This is a genomic window from Enterococcus sp. LJL90 (assembly GCF_056924355.1).
Genome location: NZ_JBXPBQ010000003.1, coordinates 308370 through 330610, shown reverse-complemented (window position 1 = coordinate 330610; position 22241 = coordinate 308370). Strand labels below are relative to the sequence as shown.

At 39.4% G+C, this 22241-nt stretch carries 18 protein-coding genes; 8 read left to right on the top strand and 10 right to left on the bottom strand.

The annotated features are described in order from the left end of the window. Nucleotides 1-108: 108 nt before the first annotated feature. Complete coding sequence (locus AC1Z3S_RS09730; protein WP_461740207.1) at nt 109-990, top strand: SPL family radical SAM protein; 882 nt, start codon at nt 109-111, stop codon at nt 988-990. Nucleotides 991-1102: 112 nt separating this feature from the next. Here the strand turns inward: AC1Z3S_RS09730 and nifJ are convergent, their stop codons facing one another. Then, complete coding sequence (nifJ, locus tag AC1Z3S_RS09725) at nt 1103-4633, bottom strand: pyruvate:ferredoxin (flavodoxin) oxidoreductase (RefSeq protein ID WP_461740206.1); 3531 nt, start codon at nt 4631-4633, stop codon at nt 1103-1105. Nucleotides 4634-4878: 245 nt separating this feature from the next. Continuing rightward, nucleotides 4879-5328: a flavodoxin gene (locus tag AC1Z3S_RS09720; protein WP_461736309.1), complete on the bottom strand. Its 450-nt coding sequence runs from the start codon at nt 5326-5328 to the stop codon at nt 4879-4881. A 387-nt stretch (nt 5329-5715) separates the two neighbouring features. Here AC1Z3S_RS09720 and AC1Z3S_RS09715 point away from each other — a divergent pair, with 387 nt between their 5' ends. Beyond that, nucleotides 5716-6261, top strand: a complete 546-nt coding sequence (locus AC1Z3S_RS09715) for an ECF transporter S component (protein WP_461736307.1) — start codon at nt 5716-5718, stop codon at nt 6259-6261. A gap of 47 nt (nt 6262-6308) precedes the next feature. On the opposite strand, the gene AC1Z3S_RS09710 is transcribed toward AC1Z3S_RS09715, so the two are convergent. The 7 genes from AC1Z3S_RS09710 to AC1Z3S_RS09680 all read right to left on the bottom strand — a co-directional run bounded on the left by AC1Z3S_RS09710 (nt 6309) and on the right by AC1Z3S_RS09680 (nt 14971). Further along, nucleotides 6309-8063 carry an NADH-dependent [FeFe] hydrogenase, group A6 gene (locus AC1Z3S_RS09710; RefSeq protein ID WP_461736305.1) on the bottom strand — a complete coding sequence of 585 codons (1755 nt, stop codon included), beginning with the start codon at nt 8061-8063 and terminating at the stop codon, nt 6309-6311. A gap of 12 nt (nt 8064-8075) precedes the next feature. Beyond that, the gene (locus AC1Z3S_RS09705; protein WP_461736304.1) at nt 8076-9959 is read right to left on the bottom strand and encodes an NADH-ubiquinone oxidoreductase-F iron-sulfur binding region domain-containing protein; all 1884 of its coding nucleotides are present in this window, start codon (nt 9957-9959) and stop codon (nt 8076-8078) included. Nucleotides 9960-9976: 17 nt separating this feature from the next. Continuing rightward, nucleotides 9977-10471, bottom strand: a complete 495-nt coding sequence (locus tag AC1Z3S_RS09700) for an NADH-quinone oxidoreductase subunit NuoE family protein (protein ID WP_265458751.1) — start codon at nt 10469-10471, stop codon at nt 9977-9979. Between the two features lie 432 nt (nt 10472-10903). Further along, on the bottom strand, nt 10904-11869 hold the full coding sequence (locus AC1Z3S_RS09695; RefSeq protein WP_461740205.1) for a serine hydrolase: 966 nt from the start codon (nt 11867-11869) through the stop codon (nt 10904-10906). Between the two features lie 353 nt (nt 11870-12222). Next, entirely contained in the window at nt 12223-12354 is a 132-nt protein-coding gene (locus AC1Z3S_RS09690; protein ID WP_461740204.1) for a FeoB-associated Cys-rich membrane protein, read from the bottom strand. Further along, entirely contained in the window at nt 12354-14501 is a 2148-nt protein-coding gene (gene feoB / locus AC1Z3S_RS09685) for a ferrous iron transport protein B (protein ID WP_461740203.1), read from the bottom strand. Before feoB ends, AC1Z3S_RS09690 begins: the two co-directional genes overlap by 1 nt. Then, entirely contained in the window at nt 14498-14971 is a 474-nt protein-coding gene (locus tag AC1Z3S_RS09680; protein WP_461740202.1) for a ferrous iron transport protein A, read from the bottom strand. The genes feoB and AC1Z3S_RS09680 overlap by 4 nt, the downstream gene beginning before the upstream one ends. Before the next feature lie 441 nt (nt 14972-15412). Between AC1Z3S_RS09680 and nrdH the strand changes: the two genes are divergently transcribed. The 5 genes from nrdH to AC1Z3S_RS09655 all read left to right on the top strand — a co-directional run bounded on the left by nrdH (nt 15413) and on the right by AC1Z3S_RS09655 (nt 20533). Beyond that, nucleotides 15413-15634: a glutaredoxin-like protein NrdH gene (gene nrdH, locus AC1Z3S_RS09675; RefSeq protein ID WP_461736295.1), complete on the top strand. Its 222-nt coding sequence runs from the start codon at nt 15413-15415 to the stop codon at nt 15632-15634. 1 nt (nt 15635) lies between these two features. Next, nucleotides 15636-16013 (top strand): class Ib ribonucleoside-diphosphate reductase assembly flavoprotein NrdI, encoded by a 378-nt coding sequence (gene nrdI / locus AC1Z3S_RS09670; RefSeq protein WP_461736294.1) that lies wholly within the window; start codon nt 15636-15638, stop codon nt 16011-16013. Next, the gene (gene nrdE / locus AC1Z3S_RS09665) at nt 15994-18153 is read left to right on the top strand and encodes a class 1b ribonucleoside-diphosphate reductase subunit alpha (RefSeq protein WP_461740201.1); all 2160 of its coding nucleotides are present in this window, start codon (nt 15994-15996) and stop codon (nt 18151-18153) included. Before nrdI ends, nrdE begins: the two co-directional genes overlap by 20 nt. A gap of 219 nt (nt 18154-18372) precedes the next feature. Beyond that, a complete protein-coding gene (nrdF, locus tag AC1Z3S_RS09660; RefSeq protein WP_265458254.1) occupies nt 18373-19338 on the top strand; it encodes a class 1b ribonucleoside-diphosphate reductase subunit beta in 966 nt (321 codons plus the stop codon). A gap of 187 nt (nt 19339-19525) precedes the next feature. Beyond that, nucleotides 19526-20533, top strand: a complete 1008-nt coding sequence (locus tag AC1Z3S_RS09655) for a hypothetical protein (RefSeq protein ID WP_461740200.1) — start codon at nt 19526-19528, stop codon at nt 20531-20533. Here AC1Z3S_RS09655 and AC1Z3S_RS09650 read toward each other — a convergent pair. Continuing rightward, nucleotides 20528-21235, bottom strand: coding sequence for a methyltransferase domain-containing protein (locus AC1Z3S_RS09650; protein WP_461740199.1), 708 nt, complete (start codon nt 21233-21235; stop codon nt 20528-20530). The two genes, AC1Z3S_RS09655 and AC1Z3S_RS09650, sit on opposite strands and share 6 nt — an antisense overlap. An 89-nt stretch (nt 21236-21324) precedes the next feature. Here AC1Z3S_RS09650 and AC1Z3S_RS09645 point away from each other — a divergent pair, with 89 nt between their 5' ends. Then, nucleotides 21325-22218 carry a tyrosine-type recombinase/integrase gene (locus AC1Z3S_RS09645; protein ID WP_461740198.1) on the top strand — a complete coding sequence of 298 codons (894 nt, stop codon included), beginning with the start codon at nt 21325-21327 and terminating at the stop codon, nt 22216-22218. The last annotated feature ends 23 nt before the right edge of the window (nt 22219-22241 follow it).

Sequence of the window (22241 nt, the reverse complement as noted above, 5' to 3'; positions counted from 1 at the left end):
TTTGAATAGGCAATTTAAAAAAGTTTTTCAACAAAAGCAAAAATAACTTCTCTCCTTGACCTTGACACTATGTCAAAGGGTAAACTTTAGATAGGAGGTGCAGTTGAAATGGACTTATTACCAGCGAAAAAAATTTTGATGAAAACTAAAAGCAACACCTGGTTCGGTACAGATTACACGATGAATCTATACAAGGGCTGTCACCATGGTTGTATTTACTGTGACTCCCGCAGTCGCTGCTATGGCATTGAAAACTTTGAGCGCGTCACAGGTAAACAAAATGCTTTGCAGCTACTAACCTTAGAATTGCAGCAAAAAAGACAGAAAGCCGTGATTGGTGACGGCTCCATGTCTGATTCTTATAATGCCTTTGAAAAAAAGTACCAATTGACTCGACAAGCCCTTAAGCTTTTCGACACCTTCGGCTTTGGTGTCTCTTTAGCCACTAAAAGCGACCTAATTTTACGGGATCAAGACCTACTGAAAAAAATCAGCGGCCATGCTCCTGTCAATATCAGCTTTTCTTTTTCAACCATCGATGACGCCTTAGCAAGAAAAATTGAAAAGCGGGTTAGCTTACCAAGCCAACGAATGGCCTCCCTTAAAGAATTGACTGCTAGCGGTCTTTATAGCGGAGTTCTCTTGATGCCGATTCTGCCGGCTCTGACAGATGATTGGTCAACAATTGAAAAGCTAGTGCTTCAGGCCAAAGAAAATGGCGCTGCCTACATCTATCCTTTTTGGGGTGTCACTTTAAGGGATATTCAAAAAGAATATTACTTCCAACAGCTTAAAAATATTGCGCCTAACTTACTGCAAAAATACCAGCAAGCTTCTACAGACAATTACTATTATCCAATTGAAAATTTGATGGAGACCAAACAAAAATTTGAGAAACTCTGCCGACAGCTGCATCTCGAATACTCAATGACCCGCATTATTGAAAATTATCAGCAGCGGTATCAAGTGGAGCAATTGAGTCTTTTTTAACAGTGTCTTTAGTTCCTTAATTCCTACATCATGAAGTTATTTTTTAGATAGTTTCAATCCAGAAAAAAAGCGCTGCAGCTTTTAACACAGCTGCAGCGCTCTTCTTAGTTTCCTATTTCTTTGTATCCGCTAAATCAACATATTGTTCCTGCCGAGCTTCCATGTCCTCGACGGTTGTATCTAGCATTTCATCTACTTCTTGTTCATCTTTGATATTGTACAAAGCAGAGAAGCGAGTTTGACCTTCCAAGAAGTCATTCATCTTAGAGAAGTCGGTTTTCTTGAAGTCAATCTTCATTGGATTCTTGCCTTTATCTGCTTGACGAGGGTCAAAGCGATACAATGGCCAGTAGCCGGATTCAACGGCCTTAACTGATTCTTCAATCGATTTACCCATACCGCCTTTAATACCATGATTAATACAAGGAGTATAACCGATGATTAAAGAAGGTCCAGGGTAGCTTTCCGCTTCGGCAATGGCTTTGATTGTTTGAGCTGGATTAGCTTCAATCGCCACAGATGCCACATAGACATCCCGATACGTCATCGCCATCATACCAAGATCTTTCTTCTTAGTTTTCTTACCGCCGGCAGCAAACTTAGCAATCGCAGATGGTGGCGTTGCTTTCGACATTTGACCACCAGTGTTGGCATAGACTTCATTATCCATAACAAAGATATTGACATCAGCACCCGTTGACAGTACATGATCGATGCCGCTAAAGCCGATATCGTAAGCCCAACCATCACCACCGATAATCCATTGGCTCGGTTTAGCAAACATATCCTTGTCTGCTAGAATACTCACTAGGTTCGCTTCGGTTTCATCCGCTAAAACAGCGGCTAGTTTGGCAGCTCGTTGTTGCGTGCCTTCGCCATCATCTTTATGCTCTAACCAATCCTTCAGCTGTGCTTTGGTATCATCTGAACCAACATCCGCTTTAACGGCTGCTGAAATCTTATTAGCTAGACGACTGCGTTTAGCTAGGTTAGCCACATACATACCGTAGCCGTACTCAGCATTGTCTTCAAATAATGAATTACTCCAAGCAGGTCCTTTGCCTTCTTCATTAACCGTGTAAGGCGTAGCTGGAGAAGAAGCACCCCAGATAGAGGAACAGCCGGTAGTATTGGCAATCATCATCCGGTCGCCATACAACTGCGTTAACAATTTAACGTAAGGTGTTTCCCCACAACCTGAGCAGGCACCAGAGAATTCTAATAGTGGTTGTTCAAACTGTGAACCTTTAACTGAGAATTTCTTCACAGGATTAGCTTTTTGTTTCAAGGTCATGGCAAACGCCCAATTAACTGCTTCAGCCTTTTGATCATCATAAGGTTCCATTACCAAAGCTTTGCCTTTTGCCGGACAAGCTTCAACACACAAGCCACAGCCTGTACAATCTTCTAAGGAAACTTGAATCCGATATTTAAAGCCATCTGGTCCCTTCATATCCCGGGTAATAAAGCCTTCTGGTGCTTGGGCCATTTCTCCGTCATCTGCTAAGAATGGACGAATGGCAGCGTGCGGACAAATAAAGGCACATTCATTACACATCGTACAAGTTTCTGGAAGCCATTCTGGTACTTCTAGTGCAATACCGCGTTTTTCATACGCCGCAGTTCCCATTGGCATCGTGCCGCCTAACATGCCGTTGCGCATTAAGTCGCCAACAGATAATGAATTGCCTTCTTGGCGATTCACCGGGTCTAAAATATTGCGGACATAAGCTGGTCGATTTTCATCAACTGTTTCAAAGTCAGGCGCATTATTTTCCAAATCTGCCGCTGTCAGTTCAACTTTGTGCAAAGCATCGAAGGTTTCATCAACCGCTTGCCAGTTTCTTTCCACAATGACTTTCGATTTTTTACCGTAGGCTGCTTCAATTTCAGCCTTCAATAATGGAACAAAGGTTTCTCGATCCATGATATCGGTCACTTCAAAGAAGGCTGTTGACATGACGGTATTGATTCTGCGTCCCAAGCCAGCTTTTTGAGCGATATCCATTGCGTTGACAATATAAAAATTAATATTGTGATTAACAATGTACTCTTTAATCGCTTTAGGTAATAGACGACGCACACGATCTTCATCCCAAACAGTGTTTAAGAAGAAGATACCGCCATCTTTTAAGCCCTTCAGCAAATCATATTTATGCAGATAGGCTGCATTGTGGCAACCAACAAAATCGGCTGCCTCAACATTATAAGTTGAGCGGATTGGATCTTTCCCAAAGCGTAAATGGGAAACTGTTAGACCGCCTGATTTTTTAGAATCATAGGCAAAATAAGCTTGCGCATATTGATCTGTGTTATTCCCGATAATTTTGATAGCTTGTTTGTTGGCGCCAACTGTACCATCGGAACCTAAGCCCCAGAATTTCGCTTGGAAAGTCGTGTCTGGCGTCAAATCTAAAATTTCTGTTACTGGTAATGATAAATGCGTCACATCATCGACAATCCCGATGGTGAACCGCGGTTTTAATTCATTAACTGGTAATACTAAATGGTCATAGACTGCAACAATTTGATCTGGTGTCACATCTTTTGAAGCAATACCATAGCGACCACCGATAACGATTGGCCGATTTTCATGACGATATAAAACACTTTGAACATCTAATAATAATGGTTCGCCATCAGATCCTGGCTCTTTAGTCCGGTCCAATACAGCCACTTTTTCAACTGTTTTTGGTAATTTTTCTAATAGATGGTCTGCCGGGAAAGGACGGTACAAATGCACATCAATGTGACCAACTTTACGGCCCTGGGCATTTAAGTAGTCAACTGTTTGTTGAATTGTCGGTGAAGCTGAACCCATGGAAATAATTACTTCCGTTGCCTCAGGATCGCCATAATAATTCATCAAATCATAATTTGTGCCTCGAAGTTCATTGATTTTGCCCATGTATTTTTGAACAATTGCTGGCATTTCATCGTAGAATTTATTAACTGTTTCCCTTTGTTGGAAATGTAAATCAGGGTTTTGTGCAGTACCAGAAACATCAGGATGATTTGGATTCATCCCCCGTTTGCGGAATTTTTCCAGCGCTTCTTGATTGACTAAGCCCTTCAAATCATCATAATCCAGCGCTTCAATTTTTTGCAATTCGTGACTGGTTCTAAACCCGTCAAAGAAGTTCATAAACGGTAGGCTACCTTCAATACTGGCTAAATGAGCAACTGCTGACAAGTCCATTACTTCTTGGACGCCATTTTCAGCTAACATACAAAAACCAGTTTGGCGAGCTGCCATCACGTCACTGTGGTCACCGAAGATACTCAGGGCGTTTGTGGAAACGGCCCGAGCTGCTACGTGGAAAACTGTCGGCAATAACTCACCGGCGATTTTGAACATATTAGGAATCATCAACAGTAAACCTTGTGAAGCTGTATAAGTGCTGGTTAGAACACCCGTTTTAACTGAGCCGTGTAATGTGCCGGCCGCACCTGCTTCTGATTGCATTTCGACGACTTGAACCGGTTCGTCAAAAATATTTTTGCGCCCCTGCTCAGCCCATTCGTCAACTACTTCTGCCATTGTGGAGCTAGGAGTAATGGGATAGATGGCTGCCACTTCAGTAAAAGCATATGAAATATATGCTGCTGCAGTATTCCCATCCATAGTTTTCATCATTTTCATTTGATCACCCTTCTACTAAATAATTTCCTGTTTCGTATGCGTCAACCTACGAGTTCAGATAGCGTGTGATTATCTGAACAAAAAATCCGAGAGTAACAACCGTAAACGTCCTGATGTTCCCTTACTCTCACATCTCTAACAGGGGCGATGTTAACGTTTACAACAACAATTATAAAAGAGGAAACGATGGCCTGTTCAGATATTAAAAATTCCTGAGCCCCATGTTTCCTCAAATGTGAACCAAACTAAGCTTGTGCATCCACCAACGCTTGAACGAAAGCCTTCAAGACTTTTTCGTCATCGTCGTCAGCATCATTTTCAATTTTTACAACATCATGGCCTTTCGTGGCACCAGTGTTGGCAAAGGCTTTGTCGAAATCAATCGCTGCAAAACAGAAATAATCTGGATATAATTCGCTGTCTCCGCTGCCGACAACTCCGTAAACTTTGCCTGATAAATCTAAATCAGGTAATTCTTCATAGAAGTCCTCAAAGTCAAACGGACGCTCGCCATCACCATCTGTGTAAGTTGCAATGACGCAGATGTCTGCATCTTCAAAAGTTTCGTCATCGGCATCGTCAGCTTCTAAGCGTTCAACGTCAATTCCTAACTCTTCAAATGCATCTTCCAAAATTTCTGAGATTCCTTCTGTGTTGCCTGTTGCACTTGCATAAACGATTTTCGCTAGTGTCATGTTATCAATCCTTCCTTGTCTATCAATAATTTAATATAAAGAATTTATTAGCAACCCTTTACATTTTTTAAAACCTAACAAAATAATCCATTCTTTTAAGAATAACCCTTGTGTTTATGATACTCCTTTTTACTATTTTAGAAAAGGGGTTTTACGAATTTTACTCCGACTTCGTTATCTTAAAAACAGCAGAGTCTTGATTAATTATTTTACTTTTTTTAACTTATAACCTAAAAAATGTTACTTTTTTTGAAATTTCTCTTAAAAACGCTTCCAAGTTCTGGTAAAATGCTTTTAAGGGGATTTGTGTAATTATTCACATTATTAAACCTGCATTACCCCTAACAAAATTTGGAAGGATGTGACAGGCGTTTAACGCCAACAATTATGAACAGAAAAGCTCATTGGATTACTCAAACCGCCGTTTTACTAGCGATGCTAGTAGCGGTTCAAGGACTAACTTCGGCCCTTGGCAATCAATTTGTCACCGGAACTTTAGTCAACCTGATTTTAATCGTAGCTGTTTCCCTCGGAGGCTTATCCAGCGGCTTAACGATTGCAATCGTCTCACCATTTTTCGCTAGAATCTTCGGGATTGGGCCCGTCTTTTGGCAAATTACTTTATGCGTGGCTCTAGGAAATGCTGTCTTAGTACTGATTTGGCACTTGATTGCCGGTAAGAAAAATCAATTTGGCTTCAGCATTGCGGCGACCATCGTAGCCGCAGCTGCAAAATTTGGCTTCTTGTATCTCTCCGTAGTGCAATTAGTCGTACCAGTTGTCTTAGCCATTCCAGCACCACAATCAGCAGTTGTATCTGCCGCTTTTTCATTCCCACAATTATTTACAGCTTTAGCGGGCGGCGTGATTGCAACTATCATCATTCCGTTGCTGAAAAAAGCTTTAGGCAATTTACCGCTAGCTTCCCATTAAAACTAAATAGAAAAGGCGTCGCCACAGGCGGCGCCTTTTTCATTGGTTTACTTTTGGTTCGCAGCGTGAACGCGATCACGATAAGTGGTATGCAACATGTGATGGGCCTTCAAGCCGCCAGGTTCACCGATATATTCCTTATAAATATGCTGAAGAATTGGATTTTCGTGGGATTTACGCAGACCACGATCTTTGTCTTCAGCGTAAAGACCTGCCGCCCGCTTAGCTTTTAAGTCAACAAAGTTGCGGACAGATGCTGGCTGAACTGGCTGTCCGCCACCATTAATACAGCCACCAGGACAACCCATGATTTCCACAAAGTGATAGAATTCTTCACCGGATTCAATTTTTTCAATAACTTTTTTGGCATTGCTGATACCGGAAGCCACCGCAACTTTAATCGTATTGCCGCTCATTTCATAAGTCGCTTCTTTGATGCCACTCATGCCGCGAACTTCACCAAAGTCAACCGTCTTCGCTTCGCCGCCAGATAAGATATCGCTGGCTGTCCGCAAGGCTGCTTCCATTACACCGCCGGTTGCTCCAAAGATATAACCAGCACCGGTCGCATCGCCTAATGGATTATCAAAAGCTTCGTCTTCTAATTCAGTAAAGCGAATCCCAGCTTTATCAATCATTCTTGCTAATTCCCGGGTTGTTAAAGCCACATCAACATCTTGATAGCCAGCTGCTGCTTCATCTTCTCGGGTTACTTCAAATTTCTTGGCGGTACATGGCATAATTCCCACCACAAAAATATCTTTTGGATGGACATTAATTTTTTCCGAATACCAAGTCTTAACAATTGCACCAAACATCTGCTGCGGTGATTTACAACTGGAAAGATTTGGAATTAATTCTGGATGGTAGGATTCACAATATTTTACCCAACCTGGAGAACAGGAGGTAAACATCGGGAATGGGCCATCATTTTTAACCCGTTCTAAAAATTCGGTTGCTTCTTCCATAATCGTAAAGTCAGCTGCTACGTTAGTGTCAAAGACGTTATCAAAACCAAGACGCCGCAATGCTGCGACCATTTTCCCTTCTACATTTGAGCCAATCGGCATCCCGAAGGCTTCACCGAGAGTTACCCGTGTTGAAGGAGCTGTTTGAACAACAACATATTTACTTGGATCAGATAGGGCTTGCCACACTTCTTTTGTTTGGTCCCGTTCAGTAATGGCACCAGTTGGACAAACGACGATACATTGACCGCAGGAAATACATGGTACATCCCCTAAACTTTGTTCATAGGCACTACCGATATGGGTCTTAAATCCACGGCTATTAGGGCCAATTACGCCAACCGACTGCCATTTTGAACAAGCTGCCACACAGCGACGGCATAAGATACATTTATTATTATTACGGGTCATATGCACGGCAGTATCGTCAAATTCATATTCGCAGTTTTCACCGTTGTAGTAGTCTTCATCGTCAACGTTGAATTCTTTACATAAGCGCTGCAATTCACAATTGCCGCTGCGGATACAAGAAAGACATTTACGTTCGTGGGTCGAAAGCACTAATTCTAAATTGACTTTACGCGATTTAAAAACTTTTTTCGAATCGGTGGTGATTTCCATCCCTTCTGCAATGGGATGAACACAGGAAGTGGCTAAATTACGAGCCCCTTTAACCTCCACCACACACATGCGGCAGGCTCCGATTTCATTAATTTCCTTTAAGTAACATAAGGTAGGGATTTCAATATTATTGAGCCTTGCTGCCTCCAGAATCGTTGAGCCTTCTGGTGCAGTACAAACTTTTCCATTAATCTTAATCGTTAATTCTTTCATAACTACACCTTCCTAACTCACTGTGATGGCATGGAACCGACAAGTATCCAAGCATAGACCACACTTGATACAGACAGCTTGATCGATTTCATGAGGTTTTTTGATTTCTCCAGAGATGGCCGCCACCGGACATTGCTTGGCACAGGCTGTACAGCCGGTACAGGCATCCTCTTCAATTTCATAACGAATCAAGTTCTTACAAACTCCCGCTGGACAGCGGCGTTCTTCGATATGGGCTAAATATTCTTCTCTGAAATAATGTAAGGTGGAAAGCACCGGATTTGGTGCCGTCTGACCGAGACCACAGAGAGAATTTTCTGAAATGTGATGGCAGAGTTCTTCCATTTTATCCAAATCGGCCAAAGTACCATTGCCCAAAGTGATTTTTTCTAAAATTTCTAAGAGACGTTTGGTGCCGACCCGACAAGGAATACATTTGCCGCAGCTTTCCTCCACCGTAAATTCTAAGAAGAATTTGGCAATATCCACCATACAATTGCCTTCGTCCATGACGATTAAACCACCAGAACCCATCATGGAACCAATTTCAATTAAATTATCATAATCAATTGCTACATCATAATGTTCAATTGGGATACAACCACCAGAAGGTCCACCAGTTTGAGCCGCTTTAAACTTCTTGCCGTCAGGAATTCCGCCACCAATATCTTCGACGATTTCTCTTAAGGTCGTCCCCATGGGAATTTCCACCAAGCCGGTATTTTGAATTTTGCCACCGAGGGCAAATACTTTGGTTCCTTTAGATTTTTCAGTCCCCATGCCGGCAAACCAGTCAGGGCCCTTCAAAATAATCTGCGGAATATTGGCATAGGTCTCTACGTTATTTACAATCGTTGGTTTGCCAAAGAGTCCTTTGACTGCTGGAAACGGTGGCCGTGGTCGAGGTTCGCCCCGATGGCCTTCAATACTTTCTAGTAAAGCTGTTTCCTCACCGCAGACAAATGCGCCGGCGCCCAGTTTTAAATCTAAATCAAAATCAAAGCCTGAACCGAAAATATTTTTACCTAACACGCCAACTTCACGGGCTTGCTTAATGGCAATCCGCAACCGATTTACAGCTATTGGATATTCCGCCCGCACATAAATATAGCCTTGATTGGCACCGATTGTATAACCGGCAATCGCCATCGCTTCAATAACCGCGTGAGGGTCACCTTCTAAAACTGACCGGTCCATAAATGCCCCGGGATCGCCCTCATCTGCATTACAGATAACATATTTCTGATCAGAGACACTCTTATTGGCAAAAGACCATTTCATAAAGGTTGGGAAGCCGGCACCGCCGCGTCCTCTTAAGCCGGATTTTTCTAAAACATTTAACACATCTGCCTGACTGTATTCATTGACCACTCTAGCCAACGCTTGATACCCATCAAAGGCAATGTACTCTTCAATTTTTTCTGGATCAATGCGGCCGCAGTTTCTTAAGGCGACCCGTTTTTGTTTGTGATAAAACGGTGTATCCATCAACTTGTCAATAATTTCTTCCGTTTGATGGTCATGGTACAATAATTTTTCTACCAGCTGGCCCTTCATAATGTGCTCGCTCACGATTTTCTTAGCGTGTTTAGCCTGCACTTGATGATAAAAGACACCTTCAGGATAAATAATCACGATTGGGCCCTGTGCACATAAGCCAAAACAACCAGTTTGCACGATATTCACTTTATCCGTCAAGTCATTTTTAGCTAACTCTTCCTTTAAAGCTGTCACAAACTCGCCGCTTTTTGATGAAATACAACCTGTTCCAGCACAGACTAAGACTTCTTTTTCAAAATGATCCGTCTTTTCTGCTTCAGGCGCATCTTCTAATCGAATGGCCACCTTTTGCCGGTACTGGTCTTTTAATTGACTTAACTCTGTCCAATTCTCCATGTAGCTGCTCCTTCCCCCTATTCACCTTTTTGATAGGTTACTAGCACTTTGTCGGCTTTTTTCTTAGTCAAACGTCCATAAACTTCTTCATTAACCGTCAGAACTGGCGCTAATCCACAAGCCCCGATGCAGCGACAAGACTCCAAACTGAATTTACGGTCAGTAGTTGTTTCCCCCGGCTGAATTTTCAACTCAGTCGCATAGGAATCGATAATGTCTCCTGCCCCTTTGACATAGCAGGCAGTTCCCATACAAACACTGATTGTGTATTTTCCTTTCGGGACAAAAGAAAATTGCGAATAAAATGTCGCCGTGCTGTAAAGTTCCTCCAAAGGAAATTCTAGTTCTTCAGAAATCCGTTCCAAAATTTCAATTGGCAGATACCCATAAATTCTTTGAGCTTCCTGCAAAGCCGGCATTTGTCCCCCCGGCTGACCCTTCAGCTCGGTTAAACTTGCTTGAAATTCCGCTTCTTGACTCTCTGTTTCAATAAATGCAAATTGTGTCTCCATCACCCAGCAGCCTCCTAATCGTTTCTTGATTTAATTTATTTTTAAAGCATTAAATGACAAGTTCAATTGTTCACAAATGTAATCGAAATGGTAACGCTTACCTCTTAACTACAAATATTATAGCAAAAATTTCCGTTTTCGGAAGGCTAAAATCAAGTTTTTTACAATAATTATCGAAAAAAATTACTAAATTTGCTTTTCGAACCCGTTTTCAGTGATTTTATTTAAAATGATTATAAATAACCAGCTTGACTCCTCAATAATTTCTATCGAAAAAAATCATTAAACGCAGAATTAATGAGAAAATCCTAAATTAAGGAAAATTTTGTTAGTTTTTTATCTTGCCAGTTAAAAATTGACAAAAAAATATCTGAAAGACTTCCCTAATAGGATGGAAATCTTTCAGACATTTCATGTAATTTTAAATTAAACCTATTCTCCCGGATACTCACTCTCTGTCAAATTCCAAACGGTATCTGACAGGCTGCTGATTAAGTCTCTAGCAGCATCAATATCATCAGTATTGGTGTAAATCGTTAAGATATAGGGATGATCGTTAAAGAAAATGCCGATATCATGTTGATAGCTTTCATTGCTACCGATTTTATGGGCAACTTGGCCGCTAGTGGTGTCAGTTACTAAGCGGTCATCATAGATAGTGTTGGTCATATTTTTAATCAATGTTTGGTAGCCGGCATTGATGGACTGATTTTGATACAGATAAGCCAAAATAGTGGCCGCATCATCTGAGGAAATTAGGTTTTCACTGTTGCCGCTTTTGCCAAGATACGTTTGATACCATTGATTAATCCCGGCTTCGCTGCCGCCTAATGTATCATACAACATATTTTTTGCAATATTATCTGAATTGGTAATTGCCACCTCAGCAAGCTGGGCTATACTATATTTTTCTTGAATATCATTTTGAATACTACCAGTGCCGGTTTCAAAGTCGCTTTCTTGGTAAGTCAACGACTGGGCCCACTGTAAATTCCCTGCCACTACTTGGTCGCTAATTAGCATGACCAGCGGAACCTTGGTGGTGCTAGCGCCGACAAATTCTTGGCTGCCATTAACCGAAATTTTACTGTTGGTACTTAAATCTAAATAGGTAATGCCGATTTCACCATCAATATCGGCTGCAGTATTCGTTAAAATTTCTTTTAGTTGTTGATAAAAAGCCGCTTGTTCACTTGAATACTGGGGTGCAATGGTACTTTCAGTGGTGGCTTCACTGTTGGTATCGGTGAGCTGCTGACTGGAATCTGTGGCAGCATTGGTATTGACTGCTTCAGCATTTATTTCATTGAGATACCAGAAAAAAAGCGTGAGCAAACAAATTGCCAGCACACTAATTGCTATCTGATAATTTTTCAATTTAGCTAAAAAATTCTTCACAGTCGTTCCCCTTCATACTCATTATCCAAAAAAAGGATTCTGTCTTACCTTAGCAAAATTTGCTGTGAGATTCAATAAAGGAAATGTTACAATCTAGTTTCAAAATGAAAAAAGTGCCCTGACCCAAGTTAGAACAGAGACAACTTCCCCAATCAATATTTAGCAAACTCAACTAATTTACTAAATATTATGGCTTTTGCGATTTGAAATCCTCAGACCGCAAAAGCCGCATTTTTTTGTCCCTTAAATTTACTAGACTTAGAGACAAAAACAATATAATTGGGGGAATGTTCTGTCAAAAAACTTGTGCCACAGACACATTTTTTTCCATTTTTAATTGCTTTATGTTGTTTCTATTTTTCCTCCTGCGGTTTAACTGCACAATCGCAATGGCAATCGCCGCAATCGCTAGGAGCTTTAATTTTTTTATAGACGACATATCCGGCGAAGCCGAAAATACCGGCTGCGATGATAAAAGTTGCCATTATTTTTCACTCCCTACAATAATGTCTTCCATATTCATGACTGCTTGAGGCGCTTTTCTTTCTTTGCGGAAAATCAGATACAGCATAGCTAAGAATAAGCCGGTTGCCACAACTGTCAGCAGATTGAAACTGCCGCCTTCAAAAATGATGTGGCCATATTGATAAATAATCAAGCTCACAACATAGGCTAAACCAGTTTGATAGCCAACTGCAATCATCGTCCATTTGAAATCGCCCATTTCTCGGCGAATGGCACCGATTGCTGCAAAACATGGGGCACAAAGCAGATTAAAGACTAAAAATGCATAGGCAGCGACCGGTGTATAGGCGGCCTGCAATGCTCCCCAGACCTCTTGACCATTTTCAGAGACTTCGCTGATATTTCTAAAGAGAATTCCAAAAGTACCTAACACATTTTCTTTGGCAATTAAACCAGAAATCGTTGCAACGGCGGCCTGCCAGTTGCCAAAGCCTAATGGTGCAAAAATCGGCGCAATCACGCGGCCTAAGCTGGCTAAAATACTATCGCCTTCTGCCACTTCCTGCAATTGGAAATTATAGGTCATCATAAACCAAATCAAAATACTGGAGACAAAGATAATCGTACCGGCTTTTTTGACAAAGGACCAGCCACGATCAAAGGTCTGCCGCAACACGTTTTTAAAAATCGGCAGATGATAAGCTGGCAATTCCATAATAAAAGGTGCCGGATCTCCTGCAAATAAACGGGTTTTCTTCAAGGCAATTCCTGATAAGACAATCGCCGACATACCGATAAAATAAGCAGAAGGTGCGACCCAAGAACTAGTTGGGAAAAAAGCTCCCGCAATCAAGGCAATAATTGGTAATTTTGCTGAACAAGGCATAAAGGTAGTCAGCATGACCGTCATCCGCCGATCTTTTTCATTTTCAATCGTTCGGCTAGCCATAACCCCAGGAATTCCGCAGCCAGTTGCCACAAGCATCGGAATAAAAGACTTACCGGATAAGCCAAACTTGCGGAAAATCCGATCCATTACAAAGGCAATCCGCGACATATAACCACAGTCTTCTAAAATTGATAAACAGAAAAATAAAACCAATAGTTGCGGGACAAAACCTAAGACAGCGCCGACCCCAGCCACAATACCATCTAAAATTAAATTTTGCAGCCATGGTGCTACGTTGATAGACTCTAGACCTACGGCTAAATAGTTGGGCACCCAATCACCAAAGAGAACCTCATTGACCCAGTCCGTTCCCATCGCGCCCACCGTTTGAATCGCTAAATAATAAACTAGCCACATCACGCCGGCAAAAATCGGCAGTGCTAAGATTCGATTGGTGACAATCCGGTCAATCCGATCATTCAAGGTTGCCTTGATATCGGCTTCTTCGCTGTAACAAAGTTTTACAACGCCTTCAATAAAACTATAGCGTTCATTAATTAAAATAGACTCACTGTCTTCATCAAAAATCTTTTCAGTGATCGCAATAATTTCTTCAATTTCTTTGGTTTGAAACTGGCTGAGGGATAATTCTTGGCTTACGCGAATATCCCGTTCAAATAATTTAATTGCATACCAACGGGCTTGCCGCTCAGCTACCGTTTGTCCTAAAATAGTAGCAATTTCTCCCAAGGCCGCCTCTAAACGATCACTATAAACTGGATAACCGTCTTCATGATAATCAACTTGGCTGGCTTCTTTCAACGCTTTACTAACGCCGCGGTTTTTCAAGGCACTCATTGGGACAACGGGTGTATTTAACGCATACGCCAATTTATCTGCATTGATTTGCTGGCCATTTTTTTCTGCTAGGTCCATCATGTTTAACCCAATTACCACAGGAATTCCAGTTTCTAAAAGCTGAGTGGTTAAATACAAATTGCGGGTTAAATTCGTACCATCGACAATATTTAAAATGGCATCGGCCTGACGGGACAATAGATAATCTCTGGCAATGATTTCTTCTGGTGTATAAGGTGACAAAGAATAAATTCCCGGTAAATCTTGAATTTTAATCTCTTTGTTTTCCTTCCAAAAGCCTTCTTTGCGGTCAACCGTTACCCCCGGCCAATTGCCGACTCTTTGATTGGAACCAGTTACTAAATTAAATAGACTTGTTTTTCCAGAATTAGGATTTCCGACTAAAGCAATCTCTCTCATTGGCCAATCTCTCTTTCGACTAAGACTTGGGCGGCTTCATTTTTCCGTAGACTCAATTGGTAGCCCCGCAGTGTAATTTCGATTGGGTCGCCTAAAGGAGCTAAATTTCTGACTAGAATCTCCGTGCCTCTAGTTAACCCCATATCCATCAGCCGGCGCTTGACTGCACCGCTGCCGTAAATTCGCATGACCTTGGCCTTCTCACCGATTGCCAGCATGTCTAAGGAATGCAGGCTAGTTTCTTCTGTCGGTGCTTCCTCCACTAGGATGCCGGCTAAAATTTGCTGGCTCATCGCCAGTCGAGCATTTTGCGAGAGGACGATGCCATTATCCTTTGACAATTTTGTGATGACAATTTTACTGCCTCGCACAATTCCTAATTCCTTAAGATGGCGCGTTGTGTTGTCATCCAACTGAATTTCTTTGACGCGACACGTAATATTTTCCTTCATATCTAATAAAGCATTCATGATTGATCACTCCTGTCAAAATCCGATAATGAGAATCGTTCTCAGTAATTACTTCTAGATTATGCTTTTTTCTTCACTTTGTCAATCTAATTTGTGCATTTCGTACAAATTCTAAGCTTGATTTTAGCGGACTTTAATTTAAATAAAGCGCTTACTAGTTTAAAAGTGCACAGCTTTTGATTTTTTTTACTTTTTTAAGCTGCATTTTCATAGCTTGTGGGTAAAATTGTGGATAAAAAATTTTTTCAGGGAATCATTGAACAGAGAAAAAAGTGAAGAAGCCTTGATTGGCGTGAATGTAAGGGGCTTTAAAAAACAGCAAAACCACAAAACTTAGTATCACAACTTATCCACACCACAATATATAGTGTTTTTCCATTGACTTTTTTCCAGAAGAATTTATACTAATATATGACATTAAATGAGTGGAGGTTTTTCAAAATGGTGAAAATTTATTCTAAAAATAATTGCATGCAATGCAAGATGACCAAGCGTTTTTTAAGTGAAAATCAGATCGACTTTGAAGAAATCAATATCGATTTGCAACCTGAAGCAGTTGACTTCTTAAAGGGACAAGGTTTCCAAAGTGTGCCGGTAACCTTTAAAGATGCCACAGCCATTATCGGTTTCCGTCCTGATCAATTAAAATCATTGGCTAGCTAAGATGAAAATTGTCTACTATTCAATAACTGGTCAAACTCGGCGTTTTATAAAAAAATTGGATTTGCCCGCTTATGAAATTGAGCCAGCAAATCCTTTTTTTGAGATAAATGAGCCCTTTGTATTAGTTGTTCCTACCTATGACATTGAAATGACAGAGGTAGTGAACGACTTTCTTGATTTTAAAGACAATGCCAGCCAGATGCTGGGCGTTGCCGGCGGGGGCAATCGCAATTTTGCCGATTTATTTGTCTACACCGCCAAAGATATTGCCCGTGATTACCACGTCCCCTTAGTGTTCGCCTTTGAGTTTAGCGGCACGAATGAAGACGTCCAAAATTTTCAGAAGGTTGTGATGGAACTTGAGTCTAAAAGAGCTTAAAGATGTCAGCTATTTTAAATTAAATAATGAGATTAATCGTCCCGTTAACGGACAAATCCCTTTAAATAAAGATAAAGAAGCATTGGCGGCGTTTTTCAAAGAAAATGCCGAACCGAATACACGAACCTTTGCTTCTGCGAATGAAAAAATCCAGTTTTTAATTGACAATGATTACTTGGAGGCTGAATTTATCGCAAAATATTCACCAGCCTTTATTGAAAAATTATACCAATTTTTAGCGGAACAAAATTTCCAATTTAAATCCTTTATGGCAGCCTATAAATTCTATTCCCAATATGCCTTAAAATCTAATGATGGAACGGAATACTTGGAAACCTATGAAGACCGTGTTGCCTTCAATGCCCTCTATTTTGCTGATGGGGATGAAGAATTGGCGTTAACCTTAGCTGATGAAATGATTCATCAGCGTTATCAGCCAGCAACACCGTCCTTTTTAAATGCCGGCCGCAAACGTCGGGGCGAATTGGTTTCTTGTTTCTTAATCCAAGTCACCGACGATATGAATAGTATCGGTCGGTCAATCAATTCAGCCTTGCAATTGTCAAGAATCGGCGGCGGCGTGGGCATCACCTTGTCTAATCTACGAGAAGCCGGCGCTCCAATTAAAGGCTATGAAGGAGCAGCGAGCGGTGTCGTACCAGTGATGAAATTATTTGAAGATAGCTTCAGCTACTCCAATCAATTAGGTCAGCGACAAGGAGCCGGCGTGGTTTACTTAAACGTCTTCCATCCGGACATCGAAATGTTTTTATCGGCGAAAAAAGAAAATGCCGATGAAAAAATCCGTGTCAAAACGTTATCCCTTGGTGTCTTAGTGCCGGATAAATTTTACGAATTGACCCGTAAAAATGCCGATATGTACTTATTCAGTCCTTACAGCGTTGAAAAAGAATACGGCGTGCCTTATTCTTACGTTGATATTTCCGCTGAATACGACAACATGGTGAAGAATCCAAACATCCGTAAAACTAAAATTAAGGCCCGGGATTTAGAAAATGAAATTTCTAAATTGCAGCAGGAATCCGGTTATCCTTACATCATTAATATTGATTCTGCAAATAAGCAAAATCCCGTCGCTGGTAAAATCATCATGAGCAATCTTTGTTCTGAAATTTTACAAGTCCAAGAGCCGTCTTTATTAAACGACGCTCAAGAATATGACGTGATGGGAACTGATATTAGCTGTAACCTAGGTTCTACCAATATTGTCAACTTGATGGACAGCCCAGATTTTGGTAAATCTGTGCGAGCGATGACTAGAGCGTTGACGTTTGTCACAGACGCCTCCAATATTGATGCGGTTCCTTCAATTCAAAACGGCAATAAATTAAACCATACAATCGGTTTAGGTGCGATGGGTCTGCATACTTATTTCGCAAAAAATCAAATGGTTTATGGCTCTGAGGATTCCTTAGACTTCACTAATATTTATTTTATGCTATTAAATTACTGGACTTTGATGGAAAGTAATCAGTTGGCGAAGGAACGTGGCGAAGTTTTCCACAACTTCGAAAAATCAAAATATGCGGATGGCAGCTATTTCGATAAATACACAACTGGTGAATTCCAACCAAAATCTGATAAAGTCAAAGCTTTGTTTGAAGGAGTCTTTATCCCAAGCGCTGAAGACTGGCAGAATTTACAGGCAGCCGTTCAAAAAGACGGCTTGTACCACCAAAATCGATTAGCAGTAGCGCCAAATGGTTCTATTTCTTATATTAATGATACGAGCGCCAGCATTCATCCAATCACCCGCATGATTGAAGAACGTCAGGAAAAGAAAATCGGTAAAATTTATTACCCAGCGCCTTATTTAAGTAATGATACCTTACCTTATTACACCTCTGCTTATGATATGGATATGCGCAAGGTGATTGATGTTTACGCTACGGCCCAACAGCATGTCGATCAAGGTATGAGCATGACCTTGTTTATGCGTTCTGACATCCCTCGTGGTTTATATGAATGGAAAAATAATACCAAACAAACGACCCGTGATTTAAATATTTTGCGTCATTACGCTTTTAATAAGCAAGTCAAATCAATTTACTATGTGCGGACTTTTACGGATGATGCTGAAGAAATCGGCAGCAACCAATGTGAAAGCTGTGTGATTTAAACTTTTTGACAAAAACAAACTGAAGAGGCTGTGACATTAGTTAGAACAAAGCCAAACTTTACGAAGAACAGCTAGTGAAAACCACTAAATATTGTCAATTTGCTCCCGCGGACCTACTGGACCGCGGGAGCAGATATAATATAGTTCGGGATTTTAGCTGTTAAAAAACTAATGTCACAGGCTCCTTTCTTAAGCAATTGACTGAAGGAGGTCCCCATTATGGCAGAAACTTATTATAAAGCAATTAACTGGAATGAAATTGAAGACTTAATTGACAAGTCCACCTGGGAAAAATTGACAGAACAATTTTGGCTGGATACCCGTATCCCCTTATCCAATGATTTAGATGACTGGCGCACGTTAAGTCCCTTAGAAAAATTAACTGTCGGCCACGTTTTCGGCGGTTTAACCCTCTTAGACACTGTCCAATCAGAGAGCGGCATGGAACAGCTGAGAAACGATGTCAGAACCCCTCATGAGGAAGCCGTCTTAAACAATATTCAATTTATGGAATCTGTTCACGCCAAAAGTTATTCTTCGATTTTCTCAACCTTAAATACGAAAAAGGAAATCGACGAAATATTTGACTGGACGGATACCAATCCTTATTTGCAGAAAAAAGCCGAGCGGGTCAATGAAATTTATAAAAATGGCACACCCCTTGAGAAAAAAGTTGCCAGTGTCTTTTTAGAAACTTTCCTTTTTTACTCAGGTTTTTACACACCGCTCTATTATTTAGGCAACAATAAGTTAGCCAATGTTGCGGAAATCATCAAACTAATTATTCGTGATGAATCTGTCCACGGCACCTATATCGGTTATAAATTCCAATTAGGCTATAACGAGCTGCCAGAAGGCGAACAAGAAGCCTTAAAGGATTGGATGTACGATTTGTTGTATGAATTATATGAAAACGAAGAACGCTATACAGAAGAATTATACGATGAATTAGGCTGGACTGAGGAAGTCAAAACTTTCTTGCGCTACAATGCCAACAAAGCCTTGATGAATCTTGGGATGGACCCGATGTTCCCTGACACAGCCAACGATGTAAATCCGATTGTTATGAACGGCATTTCCACCGGCACTAGTAACCACGACTTTTTCTCACAAGTCGGAAACGGCTACTTGCTGGGTGAAGTTGAAGCTATGCAGGATGATGATTATTTGATCGGATTGGAATAAAAAAGCAAAAAAACTTGGATAGATGGTATACTTATGTAGCCTCTTGTCCGAGTTTTTTTGCTTGAGCTGGTTAATTGTCTTTAAGTTGACTGATTAACAGTCAAAAGTATAAATAGATTCAATTTAATAGGCTTTTGTACGATACTAAAACCTCCAAATAATACGCAATTATTTGGAGGTTTTTATTTTGGAAAACAAGTCATACTCGAGTGAATTTTCCATTGTAAGGATAACAAAGACAGATACAAAAGAGTATGCTGATGCACTTAGAATTTATAATAAAGAAACACCTAGTGAAATAAAAACAGATTCAAACGAAATCACCAGTATGCTTTCAAAGAAAGATATATTAGATTTTGAGATTTATGGTTTCATATTAAATTACAATGGTAAGGTAAGCGGATTGGCGCTCTTAACATATTTAAAAGATTCAAAAAGTATCTTAATTGAATATATTGCTATAGATAGTCAGATTCGTACTAATATTGCCTTTTTAGTTTATCTTAATTTACTCAGATCATATATTGTTGATATAGCTTTAGATGTATCATATTGGCTAGTTGAAATTAGTAATAAAGATAATGGGGAAAATATAGACAAAGAAAGTCGCCTATTTAGAAAACTTATTTATTTGGATAATTTTGGAAAGCTTGAAGGCAAATACAAAACGCTCCCAATTGGACAAGATAACTACGAAAGTAGTTTTGAGGCAAGTTTATATATCAATGCTGGTGATAATGTCTCCAGCATTTCAAAAGAAACTTATTTACAGATTGTTCAAAGTATTTATTACTACTCAGTAAGGTGGTTTGAATACTTCGACATTTTAGATAAAACTACTAATTTTCAAGAAATAGTAGAGAAAAATATAAATGAGATTAAAAAAACGATAAAACTAAAGCCTAAAATTATTATTGAATACTCTATTTATGATATTCAAAGCAATGGAGACCTTACTGAAAATACGAGTAAACTATTACCATCATCTAAAGATAAAGTACCCAAAAAAAAATTGATAGTTTCTGGTATTTTGGGATTTTTGGGAGCAATTGTTCTTTTGGTATTAGTAAATACGGTCTTAAAAAAGTTTGGAATAGAGATAGGGGATGTCAATACTATCTTAGGGGCTCTTATAACCGTTATTCTTACACCTATTTTATCAGTTTACTTCACGAATATTAAAAATAAATCATAACTTACTGGCTACCATAAGAACATTATCAGCATGTTTCTTAAAATAAGGCAGTTTACTAAATAAATTGTCAAATTTATCAAACTTTGCTGCTTGGTCTTCATTTTGAGAAAATCTAAAATGAAGCGCCCCCAGAATATGAAACCCTTCTCTATTAATAATTTTGAATCCATTACTTTGCAGAAGTTTCGCAACATATACTGGAGAGTATACCCATTGTGCTTGCTTAGATTCGTAATATTTAAGTTCTAAAATTTCAGCATCTTTTTTGTATGCTTCAGTTTTTATGTGTTCAAATCCCCAACTACTTTCAAATTCTAGAATCAGCTTCCCTTGTTTTTTTATCACTCTACTGATTTCAGATACAGTAGTAAGAGCATCTGTATAATTTAAGACACTTCCAACACAAATTACTACGTCAAATGTGGAGTTTTGGTAATTAGTTTTTTCAATACTTCCAACTGTATAGTGTTTAAACTGTTTTATTTTATTCTCCGCTAAGTCTAAATGTTCCATCTTATTTGCCAAATTATAGTCATTTCCACCGGAACCTGCATTTAAAATGAAATCCGTTTTCTTAATCTGCTGTTTAGCAATAAATTTCTCAATAGTTTCTTTTGAGTACGCATACCATCTATCTTGCTGCCAAACTGAGTCAACGGCTTCATAAAATTCTTTTACCTTTTTAGTTTCAATTTTTTTCAAATAAAAACCTCCAAATAATTGCGTATTATTTTCAGTTTTATTATATCATACCTTATAGATAAAATTAATTCAGGAGAATAAAAATTTATATGAACAATTTAATAAAACTTTTCTTAGAATCTAAAATCCTTCAAAATCTTTCAACGAAATCGATTAAAGCGTACACTTTTGACTTAAGTCAATTGAACAGATTTCATCAAGCTAGCAGTGATAAATCTATTGAAAACTCGCTCATACATTATACTTACTTCCTCGTGAAAACCGCCAAATATAAAAGTAGTACAAAGAAAAGAAAAATCATTACTTTAAAAATGTTTTGGAAATTCTTACAAGAAGGTACAAAGGTACAGTTAGAAGACTTTCCAAATATTGAGATTCGAAAGGAATATAGAATTCCCAAAACACTTAGTAATGCGGAAATAGAAAAACTTATCAATACATTGGATTGTACGAGTAATTCAACTTTCATAAAAAAAAGAGATAATTTTAGAGACAAAGCAATTCTAGAAGTGATGATAAATCTTGGCTTAAGAATAAGTGAGGTTAGCAACTTGAATATACAGGACTATAATGAAGGGCATATTTTGATACATGGGAAAAATAATAAAGAAAGGCTACTTTTTCTAACCAGCCAAACCTCAAAAGAAATTTTTGATACTTATTTAAAATATCGAGTAGATTTTATCCCAACAGAAGATGAATCAGCTTTTTTTCTAAATAAATATGGAAAAAGAATTTCCATCTATGGCATTTCAAATATATTTAATAAATATAAAAAATTGGCACAAATTAATTCTTTGTCAACTCCCCACTATCTTAGACATAGCTTTGCAACTAACTTATTAAATAACGGGGCAAACCTTAGAGATATCCAAGAATTATTGGGTCATTCAAATATTTCAACAACAGAAATCTATACTTCAGTTTCCTCAACTAGAAAAAAAGAAGTGCTATCCCTTTATGGATTTAGAAACAATTGCTGAATATAAGCTTTGCCTGTTCTGTC